Below are 12500 nucleotides of genomic sequence, written 5' to 3' on the forward strand. Positions count from 1 at the left end.
TACCGCACCGCACTGCGCAACGTGCTGGCCCACAAGGGCCGACTCCTGATGACGGCCCTCGCCGTCATGCTCGGCACCGCCTTCGTCGCCGGCACGCTCGTCTTCACCGACACCCTCGGCAACGCGCTGCGCTCCCAGAGCGCCAAGAGCTACACCGACATAGCCGTCACCATCAGTGACCGCAGCGCCGTCGACCGGGGGTACGACCTCAGCGGCGGGAGCACCACCGACCCCACCCTGACCGAGTCCACCCGCAAGGCGGTCGCCCTGCTGCCCGGCGCCGCCGAGGCCCGCGGCGTGGTCACCGGCTTCGCCGGCATCGCCGACCGCACGGGCGCGCTGATCGGCGACGGCTTCTCGACCACCGGCACCAACTACGTGCCGGGCGCCGACGGCACCGACCCGCGCTACCCGCTCGTCGACGGCCGCGGCCCGCGCGGCTCCGGCGAGGTGGCGCTGGACGTGAAGACCGCCGACAAGGGCGGCTACAAGGTCGGCGACACCGTCCGGGTGGCCGTCAACGGCCCGGTCATGGAGCTGAAGCTCACCGGCACCCTGCACACCAACGACCCGCGCGTCGTCTCCGGCGGCTCGCTCGCCGCCTTCGACACCGCCACCGCCCAGCAGCTCTACCTCAGCCCGGGCCGCTTCGCCGAGATCGACGTCAAGGGCCGGCCCGGCGCCGACGACCGCGCGCTGCTCACCGCCGTCCGGCAGGCCGTCCCGCAGGACGACTCGATCGAGGCGAAGACCGGCCGCGAGCTGGCCGACGAGCAGGACCGGATGATCCAGGAGGGCACCAAGGGCATGAGCGGCGTGCTGCTCGGCTTCGCCGCGATCGCGCTGTTCGTCGGCATCTTCATCATCGCCAACACCTTCACCATGCTGGTCGCCCAACGCACCAAGGAGCTCGCCCTGCTGCGCGCCGTCGGCGCCAACCGCAGGCAGGTCACCCTCTCCGTGCTGGTCGAGGCGCTGCTGGTCGGCCTGACCGCCTCGGTGGCCGGACTGCTCGCCGGCATCGGCATCGCCACCGGCCTGCGCTCGCTGCTGAACGGACCGATGGAGGCCAACCTGCCGGACGGCCCGCTGGTGGTCGCCCCGTCCACGGTGCTCGTCTCGGTCGCCATCGGAGTGCTGGTGACGGTGCTCGCCGCCTGGCTGCCCGCCCTCCGCGCCTCCCGGATCGCCCCGGTCGCCGCGATGAGCTCGGTCGAGCAGCCGGCCACCCAGAAGAGCCTGCGGGTGCGCAACACGATCGGCCTGCTGTTCGCCGCGGCCGGCGTCGGCGGCCTGCTGGCCGGCGCCGCCGGCAAGGAGGGCAAGCTGGTCGGCGCCGGCGCGGGCGCGCTGCTGATCGGCGTGTTCGTGCTGACCCCGCTGCTGGCCCGGCCGCTGATCGCGCTGTTCGCCCCGCTGCTGCGCAGGCTGTACGGGACGCCGGGCAAGCTGGCCCGCGAGAACGCCGTGCGCAACCCGCGCCGCACCGCCGCCACCGCCTCGGCCCTCACCATCGGCGTCACCCTGATCACCGCGCTGACCGTGATCGGTGCCTCGGTGAACAAGGCCGTGGACGAGGAGACCGAGAACGACACCAAGGCCGACTACACCGTCGCCATGCAGAACTCCTCGATGCTGTCCCCCGAGGTCGCGACGCAGGTCGCCCGGACTCCGGGCGTGAGCGCGATGAGCGTGGTGCGCACCGTCCTGGTCGGGACCGGCGCCGGCGACGCGGCCGGCACCGGCGACCGCGACGACCGCGAGGTGGTCACCTCGGTGGACGCCGCGACCATCGACCAGCTGGCCACCATCACGGTGAAGGCCGGTAGCGCGGACGCGCTGAAGCGGGGCGGGCTACTGGTCGGCTCCGGCACCGCCGACCGCCTGCGCCTGAAGCCCGGTGACCCGCTGGCCTTCACCTACCCGGACGGCACCAAGGGCTCGCTGACCGTCGGCGGCGTGCTGGAGGCCGGCACCGCGCTGGCCGGTCTGGTCGCCCCGGACTCCGTGGTCGGCCCGCACGCCGCACCCGGCACCGGGCCGCAGAAGGTCCTGGTCAAGGGCGTGAACGGCGCCGACGCCAAGCTGAAGCAGGCCCTGCGCGACGCCACCGGCGGCAACCCGCTGATCGCCGTCAAGGGCGAGAAGGACATCAAGGCGGAGAACCGCCAGCTGGTCACCGCGGTGCTGAACATCATGTACGGCCTGCTGGGGATGTCCGTGGTGATCGCCGTCCTGGGCGTCGTCAACACCATGGCGATGTCGGTGTTCGAGCGCCGCCGGGAGATCGGCATGCTGCGGGCGATCGGCCTGGACCGGCGCGGCATCGGCCGGATGGTCCGGCTGGAGTCGCTGATGATCGCGCTCTTCGGCGGCGTGGTCGGCGTGCTGCTCGGCATCGTGACCGCCTGGGCGGGCACCCGCACGATGGCGGACACCTTCAAGGGCATCACCACGGTGGTGCCGCCGGTCCAGATCCTGGGCTTCCTGGTCGCCGCCGCCGTGATCGGCCTGCTCGCCGCCCTCTGGCCGGCCCGCCGGGCCGCCCGGATGGACATCCTGGGGGCGATCAAGAGCGAGTAGCGCCCCGGGCAGGCCACCGACACCGAAGAGCTCCGCCCGCCGGGAAGGACACCGGCGGGCGGAGCTCTGTGCATGAACGATTCGTCAGCAGTGGGTCCGGTCAGCAGCCGTTGAGGATCGAGGAGAGGGTGCTCTTCTCGGCAGTGTCCACGGAGAGGCCGTAGAAGTACTTCACCTGCACCCAGGCGCGGGCGTAGGTGCAGCGGTAGGAGGTCTGCGGCAACCAGTGGGCCGGGTCCTGGTCGCCCTTGGAGCGGTTGGAGCTCGCGGAGACGGCCAGCAGCTGCGGGCGGGTCAGGTCGTTGGCGAAGGCCTTGCGCTGGTCCGTCGTCCACGCCCAGGCACCGGAGCGCCAGGCCTCGGCCAGCGGCACCAGGTGGTCGATGTCGAAGGAGGAGGCGTTGGTGGTGGTCGCGTTGTCGTAGACCGAGGACCAGGTGCCGCTGACGGAGGCACAGGCGGAGTCGGTGACCACGCCGCTGCCGTCGCGCTTGAGGACGGTCTCCCGAGTGTTGCAGGTGCCGGCGATGGTGATCCAGTGCGGGAACAGCGTCCGGTCGTAGGTGTCGTCGTGGGTCTCGGCGCCCGTCGCGATGGAGGCCAGGTAGGTGCGGGCCGTCGCGGCCGAGACCGGGGTGGGCAGGGCGGCCTGGGCGGTGCCGGCGCCGGCCAGCAGCGCGGTGAGGGCGAGCAGCAGGGCGCCGAGGGCGGCCGGCAGGGCGCGGTGCAGCGTGCGTATCGCAGGCATACGGGGACTCCAGAGTCGGTCTGAGGGCAGGCAAAAGCCCCCGGGCGGAAGCGGCCCGGGCTGGCAACCAGCATGGCGCGTCGGGGGTTTACGCGGGTAGACCCTGGGATGAACTTTTTGACCGGTGGTCAGCTCGGCGCGGGGTACCACGCGGGCGCCGTGCGGCGCGGGGCGCGGCCGCACGGCGCTGGGCGGTGCCGTACGCGGTGGGAGCACCGGGCGGCCGGCACGCCGGGCGGCGCCCCCGGGGGTGATGACGGGGATCGGTCCCACCGCCCTCGCGGTCCTCCTCCTGGCGTACGGGCCGCCGCGGTAGCGCGGCAGTCCGCGGCACCGTGGCCGGACGAGACCCCGGACATGCCGAACCGCCCCGTCCGGCGGGGCCGGGCGGGGCGGTTCGGGTGCTGTGCGGTTGCTGTGCGGGTGGCGGCCGGTGGGCCGTCAGGCGGCGGTCTTCGCCGGGCCGGCGTTCGCGAGCGGCTTGGCCGGGCGGCCGCCGAAGAGACCGAAGAAGATCGCCAGGGTCGGGATCAGGTAGGCCGCCCAGACGACCAGCTGGAGGACGGTCGGGTCGGGCTGGAAGTTGAAGACGCCCTTCAGCAGGGTGCCGTACCAGCTGTCCTTGGGGATGGTGCTGCTGATGTCGAAGGCCTGGCTGTGCAGGCCGCCGAGCCAGCCGGCCTCCTGGAGGTCGTGCACGCCGTAGGCGAGCACGCCGGCCGCGACGACGACCAGCATGGCGCCGGTCCAGGTGAAGAACTTCGCCAGGTTGATCCTCAGCGCGCCCCGGTAGAACAGCCAGCCGAGCACCACCGCGGTGGCCAGGCCCAGGGCCGCGCCGATCACGGGGTTGTAGCCGTCGTCGGTGGCCTGCACCGCCGACCAGATGAACAGCGCGGTCTCCAGCCCCTCCCGGCCCACGGCCAGGAAGGAGGTGACCACCAGCGCGAAGGTGCCCATCGCCATCGCCGCGTCCAGCTTGCCGTGCAGCTCGGTCTTCAGGTGGCGGGCGGTGCGCCGCATCCAGAACACCATCCAGGTGACCAGACCGACCGAGATGATCGACAGCGAGCCGCCGAGCGCCTCCTGCGCCTCGAAGCTCAGCTGCGAGGAGCCGAACTGCAGGACGGCGCCGAAGGCCATGCTGAGGACGACGGCCGCCACCACGCCCGACCAGACCGGCAGGAGCTTGTCCTTGCGGCCGGTCTTGACCAGATAGGCGATCAGGATGCAGACGACGAGGCTCGCTTCGAGGCCCTCGCGCAGGCCGATCAGGTAGTTGCCGAACACGCTGGCTCCTGGGGGTGAAGAGGTGGTACGGGTAGGCGGGAGCGCCAGGTCAGCCGAAGAGGGCCTGGCCCCACCACTCGCCGGGCTTGCGGACGCCCGCCGGGCAGGCGAAGTGGGCGGAGCCGACGTGCTGGATGTACTCGTTGAGCTTGTCGCTGGAGGCGAGGCGCTGCTGGAGGGGGACGAACGCCTTGCGGCTGTCCCGCTGGTAGGCGAGGAAGAACAGGCCGGCGTCCAGGCGGCCGAGGCCGTCGGTGCCGTCGGTGAAGGAGAAGCCGCGGCGCAGGATCATCAGGCCGCTGTTGCTGTCCGGGTGGGCCAGGCGCACGTGGGAGTCCTCGGGCATCGCCTTGAGGTCCGGCGCGTCGTGCTCCTTGGGCTTGCCGTACGGCGCGCCCTCGCCCTTGGTGCGGCCGAAGACGTCCTCCTGCTCCTTGAGCGAGGTACGGTCCCAGGTCTCGATGTGCATCCGGATCCGGCGGGCGACCAGGTAGGAGCCGCCGGTCATCCAGTCCGGGCCCTCGCCGGGGGCGACCCAGACGTGCTCGGCGAGCTTCGCCGTGTCGCTGCCGGCGATGTTGTGGGTGCCGTCCTTGAACCCCATCATGTTGCGCGGGGTCTGCGCGTCCGGGGTGGTCGAGGACGTCTTGCCGAAACCGAGCTGCGACCAGCGGATGTTGACCGTGCCCATGCCGATCCGGGCCAGGTTGCGGATCGCGTGCACGGCGACCTGCGGGTCGTCGGCGCAGGCCTGGACGCAGAGGTCGCCGCCGCTGCGCTGCGGGTCGAGCTTGTCGCCCTTGAAGTTCGGCAGGTCGATCAGGGCCTCGGGGCGCCGGGCCTTGAGGCCGAACCGGTCCACGCCGTCCTTCTCGAACAGGCCGGGGCCGAAGCCGATGGTGAGGGTGAGCCGGGAGGCGGGCAGGCCCAGGGCCTCGCCGGTGTCGTCCGGCGGTGCCTCGGGCAGGCCGCTGGCGGCGCCGGTGCCGACCTCGCGGCCGCCCGTCATCGCGGCGGCCGCCTTGGACCACTCCTTGAGCATCTTGACCAGCGACTCGCGGGTGGCGGTCGCCGAGACGTCGAACGCGGCGAAGTGCAGCCGGTCCTGGACGGGCGTGGCGATGCCCGACTGGTGCTCGCCATAGAAGGGGATGTTCGCGGGGGTGGCCGCCGGCGCGGGGGTGTCGTCGTCCTGCCGGGTGGCGGCGGCCACCGAGCCGACCCCGGCGGCCCCGATCGCGACGCCCGCGCCCGCCCAGCCGATCACGGCCCGGCGGCTGATCGGGCCGCGGTCGGCGCCGCCCCGCCCACTCGCGGCGGCGTCGGCGTCGGTGCCGGCCGGCGTCCCGCTCTGCTGCTGGTTCTCGGCGTCCATCGACGGGCGGCCCTTCTCTGCGCTGACTCACGGATGCCGTGGCGGCCACGGGGGCCGCCACGGCGATGTGGTGGAGGCTAACCCGGCTACGGGAGCCGACACCTCCTGGGGTCCTGCTTGTCGACCGGTACTGCGTGTCGACCGTTACTTGACGACGACCGCGGCGGCCAGCTTCGACAGCGGCTCGCCCAGCGAGTTCACCGCGTCGGAGAAGGTCTTGCGCTCGGCCTCGGTGACCTTGTCGTAGGAGGTGTAACCGCCGTCGGCCTGCTTGTACTTGGCCAGCAGCGCCTGGATCGCGGTGAACTCCGCGTCCAGGGTCTTGGCCAGCTCGGCGTCCTTCTCCGAGGCGACCGGCTTGAGCAGCTCGTAGGCCTTCTGCGCACCCTCGACGTTGGCGGCGAAGTCCGCCAGGTCGGTGTGGCTGTAGCGGTCCTCCTCACCGGTGATCTTGCCGGTGGCGACCTCGTCCAGCAGCTCCTTGGCGCCGTTGGCCATGCTGGTCGCGGTGATCTCGGCCGTCGGGATCTTCGTCTGCCAGTCCTTCAGGTCCGTCACCAGCTGGTCGGCGAGCTTCTTCTCGTCGTCGCCGATCCTGGCGTCGGCCCAGAGCGACTTCTCCAGCTTGTGCCAGCCGGTCCACTCCTGGCCGGGCTCCAGGCCGTCCTCGCGGGTGTCGGTCTTCGGGTCGATGTCGCCGAAGCTCTCGGCGACCGGCTCGGTGCGCTCCCAGCCGGTGCGCGACGGCGCGAAGAGCGACTTGGCCTTCTCCAGGTCCCCGGCCTTGATCGCGTCGGCGAACTGCGTGACCACCGGGATGGTGGCGTCGGCCTGCTCCTGGGCGTACGTGCGGTACGCGTCCACGGCGGCGGTCAGCCGCGGGTCGGTCGAGGCGCCGGAGGCGGCGGCGTCACCGGTGACGGTGATCTTCTGGCGGATGCCGTCGCCGACCATACCCGGCTTGCAGGCGATCTCGTACGAGCCGGCCTTGATCTCGGCGGTGATCGACGCCTTGGTGCCGGGGCCGATGTTCTCGCGCTCGGTGATGATCTTGTCAGCGTCGCCGTAGACGTAGACCTCGGTGGTCTTCGAGCCCTTGTTCGCGATGTCGATCACGACGTGGCCGGCCGGGAAGCTGGTCTTGGAGACCTCGCAGGCGCTGTCGGTGGCGTTCACCTTGACGGCGTCGGCAGAGGCCTTGTCGTCCTTCTTCTGCGAGCAACCGGCCAGCGCGGCGGTCGCCACAGCGAGGGTGAGCAGCGCGGCTGCGGTGGAACGACGGGCGGACATGAGGGCTCCAGCGGGGAGGACAGGCGGTTCGGGCATGGCTGAGCGTGGGTACGGGAACCGGGGCCACCGGCGCCCCCACCCACTTAGCTAAGGCATACCTTAGGGATATCTGATTTTGCCGTCTACACCGGGGCCGCCTTCGATCCGCGCAGGTGGGGGGTGGGCCAGGCGGCCACGGTGCCGTCAGCCCACCGCCCAATTCCGGCCACCGCCGGTGGCCTGTCCCACGCCCCGCCCTGCCCGGGAGCCGCCCGGCCCGCGGGCTCAGCGACCGGGCGCCCGCGGCGCCGAGGTGCTCAGCGGCCGGGGGCCCGAGGTGCTCAGCGGCCGGGGGTCCGAGGTGCTCAGCGCCCGCGGCGCCGAGGTGCTCAGCGCCCGCGGCGCCGAGGTGCTCAGCGCCCGCGGCGCCGAGGTGCTCAGCGGCCGGGGGCCCGGCGGGCGGCCGCGCGGGCGCTCCAGCGGCCCTCGTGCCGGCTGATCCGGATCGGGTGGCCGAAGCAGGCGCTCACCAGCTCGGTGGTCATCACCTCGTCCACCGGCCCGGCCCCGACGCACTCGCCGTCACGCAGCAGCAGCGCGTGCGTGGTGCTCTCCGGCAGCTCCTCCAGGTGGTGCGTGACCAGCACGCTGGCCAGCTCGGGGTGCTGATGGCGCAGCAGGTCCAGGCTGTCGAGCAGCAGCTCGCGGGCCGTGAGGTCGAGCCCGGTGGCGGGCTCGTCGAGCAGCAGCAGCCGGGGGCTGGGCATCAGGGCGCGGGCAATCAGGGCCCGGCCGCGCTCCCCCTGGGAGAGGGTGGGCCACGGGGCTTCCGCCATGGCCGTCATGCCGAGGGTCTCGATCAGTCGCTCACAGCGGTCGAGCTCCTCGGGGGACGGCTTGCGGTGCAGGTCCGGTTCGATGGTGTTGGTGAGGCCGGTCAGCACCACCTCGCGGACGGAGAGCGGCGAACGCAGCGGGTGGCGCGGGTTGACGTGACCGAGGTGGGCGCGCAGCTCGCGGATGTCGACCCGGCCGAGCCGGCGGCCCAGCACGTCCACCGTGCCCCGGGTGGGGTGGGAGACCGCGCCGAGCAGCGCCAGCAGCGTGGACTTGCCGGCGCCGTTGGCCCCGAGCAGCGCCCAGTGTTCGCCGGGCTCGATGGTGAGGTCGATCCCGCGCAGCAGGTAGCGGCCGTCCCGGACGACGTCGACGTCCCGGGTGCGCAGCAGCGGGCCGGCGGGCAGCGGTTCGGACGTGCTCATGGCGGGCGGGCCTCCGTGGGATCGGCGCCGGACAGGGTGCGGGCGCGGCGCCGCACCGGGCGGGCTGGCACCGGCCGTCCGCGTGCAGAGTACAACCGTCGGAGTGGCGGCGGCCCGGGGTGTCCGAGGTGTGGACCGGCTCCGGCGGTCGCCCCGCTCCGGGGCGCGCGGGGGCGGGCCGGGGCGCGGACCGACCGGCCGGTCCGCACGCCCCTGTTCGTGGCGGGCGGTTGGCGGGAGGATCGGAGCGGAGCACGATGCGAAGGGGGCTGGACGGATGGGGTGGGACGCGGAACCGGCGGGGCGTGCCGGAACGCTGCACGGGCGGTTCGAGGAGCAGGCGCGGCAGACGCCCGACGCGGTCGCCGTCCGCTGCGGCGCGCGGGAACTGACCTACGGTGAGCTGGACGCGCGGGCGGACCGGCTGGCCCGCCACCTGGCGGCGGCCGGGCTGGAGCCCGGCGGCCGGGCCGCGGTGGCGCTGGGCCGGGGCACCGAGGTGTTCGTCGCCCTGCTCGCCGTGCTGAAGGCCGGTGGCGCGTACGTACCGCTGGAGCCGGGGGCGCCCGACCCGCTGCTGCGCCATGTGCTCGCGGAGGCCGATCCGGCCGTAGTGGTGACCGAGGAGAGCCACCGGGTGCGGCTGACGGACGCCGGCGGGCGGGCCGTCGTCTGCGTGGACGCGCCGGCCGGGACGGGCGAGGCGGGCGAGGCGGCGACGGTCGGAGCGGGCGAGAAGGGCGGAGCCGTCGGAGCCGTAGGGGCGATCGGGGCCGTCGCCGCAACCGAGGCGGTCACCGCGCTGCCCACCGGTCCGCCGGTGGTGGCCACCGGCCCGGACGACCTCGCGTGCGTCTTCTTCACCTCCGGCTCGACCGGGCTGCCCCGGGGCGTGCTGATCGAGCACCGCAACCTGCTGGCCGCCTACCGCGGCTGGCGCTCGGTCTACGGGCTCCGCGCCTCCGACCGGATCCTGCAGACGGCGAGCCTGGAGTTCGACGTCTTCACCGCGGACTGGGTGCGCGCGCTCTGCACCGGCGCCACCCTGGTGGTCGCACCGCGCAACCTCACCCTGGACCGCAGCGCCGACATCGCCGACCTGCCGGCCCTGGTCGCCGCCGAGGGCATCACCGTGCTGGAGCTCAACGTCCGCACGGCGCGCCGCCTGCGGGTGCACCTCGCGGCCTCGGGCGGGGCGCTGACCGGTGTGCGGCTGCTCACCGTGGGCGCCGAGAAGTGGTACCTGGACGAGCAGTTGGGCCTGCAGGGGCTGCTCGGCGCGGGCGTCCGGGTGCTGAACGTGTACGGCCTCGCCGAGGCCTCCGTGGACAGCAGCTACTTCGACGCGGCCGGGGCGACCGGCGGCGAGGGCAGCGAGCGGGTCTCGCTGGTCGGCCGGCCGTTCCCCGGCGCCCGGGTCCACGTGCTCGGCCCGGACGGCGAGCCCGCCCCGAGCGGGACGGTCGGCGAGATCGCGGTCGCCGGCGCGGGCCTGGGCCGGGGCTACCTCAACCGGCCCGAGGAGACGGACCGCCGGTTCCGGCCCGCGGCCTTCGACCCGGACGGCCGGGTCCTGCTGACCGGCGACCTCGGGCGGATCCGCGCGGACGGCGTACTGGAGTTCACGGCCCGCGCCGAGGCCGTGGTGGGGCCGGTCGCCTCCGCCCGGGCCGCCGCCGTGGTCGAGCGGGTCACCACGGCCGCGGCCGCCGAGGGCGTACTGCGCTCGCACCCGGCGGTCCGGGAGGCCGCCGTCGCCGAGGTGGAGCCGGAGCCCGGGCGGCGGGCGCTGGTCGGGTACGCGGTGACCGACCCGGAAGCCGAAGGGGCGGACGCGTGGTCGCTCTCCGCCTACCTGACGAAGCGCCTGCCCGCCGGCGACCTGCCCACCGCGGTGGTGCCGCTGTCGGCGCTCCCCCGCACCAGGGCCGGCAAGCTCGACCGCGGCTCCCTGCCGCTGCCGGCGCCGCGCGACTCCACCGGCCCCCGGGCCGGTAAGGCCGGCGCGGGCGGCTCGGCCGGTCACAAGGGCGCCGGCTTCAAGGGCGCGGGCGGGGGGACCGGCTCCGGCCGGGCGGCCGGCGCCGGCGGGCCCGGCCTGTCCGGCTGCGGCTGGCTCCTCATCGCCCTGCCCTTCGCCTTCGCGGCCTGGCTGCTCACCGACTCCCTCTGGCCGGGCTCCACCGACCTGTCCCGGGTGCCGGACCCCTTCGCCTCCTACTTCCACGCCCTGTACATCGCCGAGTGGCTCTCGTTCGGGCTGGGCGCGGCGTTCCTGCTGGCCGGATGGCCGATGCTCACCGCGCACGGCAGGCCGCGGGGACTCACGCTCGCCACCCACCTGTCGGTGTTCTGGCTGCTGGCCTCCTGGTGGCCGCAGGACAACCTGTACCGGACCAGCTCACCGGTGGACTGGTCGCGGCAGTCGCTCCTGGTCTACGTCTTCAACGTCGCGCTGATGATCGCGGCCGTGGTCGTGGTCCGCTTCCTCGCCTGGCACCCGCCGTCCGCGCGGAGGTGAGGCGGCGGCGGGTCGAGGCACGCGGGCCCGGCCGGTCCGGCACCGCTCAGCGCAGGGCCTCGAACATCCGGCCCAGCGCGTGGTTCCCGGCTCCGATCAGCGCCTGCGCGGCCTCCAGCGCCTCGGCCTCGCGCGCGGCGAGGGCCAGTCCGACGGCGGGCTCCCGCTCGTAGCCCGCCGTCGCGACCAGCGGCAGGACGGTCACGCCGAGGCGGGCGCAGCGCGGGCGCAGCCGGTCCAGGTGGTCGTGGAGCGCCTCCTGGGAGATCCGGGCGCCGAGCGGCAGCGCGTCCAGGGTGCGGACCAGGTGGCCGGGGCCGCGGACCAGGTCCAGCCGGGCCCGCAGCACGAAGGCGATCGCCGGGCCGGTGAGCCGCAGGTTGATCTCGGTGGGGGCGAGCCGGCGGTCCCGGTCGGTGACGAAGTCGACGTCGTACCAGCCCCGGTGGCCCTCGGCGGCGAGCCGCTCGCCGACCGCGAGGCCGAACCGTTCGGCGATCGCCGCCGCGCCGGCCGGCACCACCCCCGGGCCGACCGTCACCCCCTGGTAGCGGGTGCCGTGCACCGCCATCTCGCCGACGCCGACCGGGTGGACGCGGCCGTCGTCGCCGACCACCGCGTCGAAGGTGAGGTCGCGCAGCCGGTCGGCACGGCCGCCGTCGATGTACTCCTCCAGCAGCACGTCCCCACCGGGCGCCGGCAGTTCGGCCCCGGTCAGCCGGCGCAGCAGGGCCCGGCCGCCGCCGGCCGCGAACACGTCCTGCGGGGTCACCACGACCGTCCCGTAGCCGCCGACGCCGTGCGGGCTCTTCAGCACGGTGGTGAGGCCGCGGCTCGCGCGGGCGGTCAGCCGGCGGGCGGCGCGGCGCCGGGAGCCCGGCTGCTCCTGCTGGGGGACGACGATCCCGTGGTGTTCCGGGGCCAGTTCGGTGAACAGGACGTGCGCGGCGGCCTTGGACTCGTAGCGCCGCACGGCCGCCAGCTCCGCGCCCTCGCCCTGGGCCGCCGTCCGTCCCCACGGCAGCACGGGGAGACCGGCGGTGGCGATCCGCTCCGCCAGGGCCGGCCGGTCGGCGAGGGCCTGGGCGAGCGTCCGATCCGGCGCGATCCCGCTGTACAGCTCGACCGGCCCCCACTCCAACTCCCGGGCGAGCCAGTCGATCCAGGCCCGCTCGACCTCCCCTGGCAGGACCAGCAGCGCGGGCTCGGGGCTGTAGCAGCTCGCCATCCCGGCGTAGTGGTGTGCCTGCCGCAGGCGCCGGGACCGCTGGTCGGGGTCCGTCCCCGGCGCGAGGAACTGTTCGTTGAAGTCGGCGACGTTCCCGAGGTGCACCGCCCGCCGCCCGCCCGTCCAGGCGCCCAGCCATCCGTCCATCCCGCGAGCGTACGGGCCGGCGGGACCGCCCGCAGGGGATCGGCGACACCGGGCGACGGCGCTCGCGCCCGGTCCCG

General features: G+C 74.3%; 8 protein-coding genes. 2 read left to right on the top strand and 6 right to left on the bottom strand.

Annotated features, from left to right (window positions below; translation table 11 throughout):
• The coding region (locus ABZ495_RS21545) for an ABC transporter permease (protein WP_359837474.1) at positions 1 to 2583 on the top strand (2583 nt) is incomplete at its 5' end.
• Between the two features lie 100 nt (positions 2584 to 2683).
• Here ABZ495_RS21545 and ABZ495_RS21550 read toward each other — a convergent pair.
• From ABZ495_RS21550 to ABZ495_RS21570, 5 genes are all read right to left on the bottom strand, one after another.
• Complete coding sequence (locus ABZ495_RS21550; protein WP_352297907.1) at positions 2684 to 3331, bottom strand: HNH endonuclease family protein; 648 nt, start codon at positions 3329 to 3331, stop codon at positions 2684 to 2686.
• A gap of 441 nt (positions 3332 to 3772) precedes the next feature.
• On the bottom strand, positions 3773 to 4621 hold the full coding sequence (gene efeU / locus ABZ495_RS21555) for an iron uptake transporter permease EfeU (RefSeq protein ID WP_329486013.1): 849 nt from the start codon (positions 4619 to 4621) through the stop codon (positions 3773 to 3775).
• Between the two features lie 49 nt (positions 4622 to 4670).
• Positions 4671 to 5996 (bottom strand): iron uptake transporter deferrochelatase/peroxidase subunit, encoded by a 1326-nt coding sequence (gene efeB, locus ABZ495_RS21560; protein ID WP_329486014.1) that lies wholly within the window; start codon positions 5994 to 5996, stop codon positions 4671 to 4673.
• Between the two features lie 144 nt (positions 5997 to 6140).
• The gene (gene efeO / locus ABZ495_RS21565) at positions 6141 to 7286 is read right to left on the bottom strand and encodes an iron uptake system protein EfeO (RefSeq protein ID WP_359837477.1); all 1146 of its coding nucleotides are present in this window, start codon (positions 7284 to 7286) and stop codon (positions 6141 to 6143) included.
• Between the two features lie 416 nt (positions 7287 to 7702).
• Positions 7703 to 8527, bottom strand: a complete 825-nt coding sequence (locus tag ABZ495_RS21570; RefSeq protein ID WP_359837479.1) for an ATP-binding cassette domain-containing protein — start codon at positions 8525 to 8527, stop codon at positions 7703 to 7705.
• A gap of 277 nt (positions 8528 to 8804) precedes the next feature.
• On the opposite strand from ABZ495_RS21570, the gene ABZ495_RS21575 reads away from it, so the two are divergent.
• Positions 8805 to 11048: an amino acid adenylation domain-containing protein gene (locus ABZ495_RS21575; protein WP_359837481.1), complete on the top strand. Its 2244-nt coding sequence runs from the start codon at positions 8805 to 8807 to the stop codon at positions 11046 to 11048.
• Between the two features lie 46 nt (positions 11049 to 11094).
• On the opposite strand, the gene ABZ495_RS21580 is transcribed toward ABZ495_RS21575, so the two are convergent.
• On the bottom strand, positions 11095 to 12423 hold the full coding sequence (locus tag ABZ495_RS21580) for a hypothetical protein (protein ID WP_359807911.1): 1329 nt from the start codon (positions 12421 to 12423) through the stop codon (positions 11095 to 11097).
• Positions 12424 to 12500 lie beyond the last annotated feature (77 nt).

This window comes from Kitasatospora sp. NPDC005748 (genome assembly GCF_040630735.1).
GTDB lineage: Bacteria > Actinomycetota > Actinomycetes > Streptomycetales > Streptomycetaceae > Kitasatospora.

Bases quoted from the DNA above. Each gene is read 5' to 3' on its own strand.
- efeB (WP_329486014.1), bottom strand. From the start codon at position 5,996: ATGGACGCCGAGAACCAGCAGCAGAGCGGGACGCCGGCCGGCACCGAC.
- efeO (WP_359837477.1), bottom strand. From the start codon at position 7,286: ATGTCCGCCCGTCGTTCCACCGCAGCCGCGCTGCTCACCCTCGCTGTG.
- ABZ495_RS21580 (WP_359807911.1), bottom strand. From the start codon at position 12,423: ATGGACGGATGGCTGGGCGCCTGGACGGGCGGGCGGCGGGCGGTGCAC.
- ABZ495_RS21575 (WP_359837481.1), top strand. From the start codon at position 8,805: ATGGGGTGGGACGCGGAACCGGCGGGGCGTGCCGGAACGCTGCACGGG.
- ABZ495_RS21570 (WP_359837479.1), bottom strand. From the start codon at position 8,527: ATGAGCACGTCCGAACCGCTGCCCGCCGGCCCGCTGCTGCGCACCCGG.
- ABZ495_RS21550 (WP_352297907.1), bottom strand. From the start codon at position 3,331: ATGCCTGCGATACGCACGCTGCACCGCGCCCTGCCGGCCGCCCTCGGC.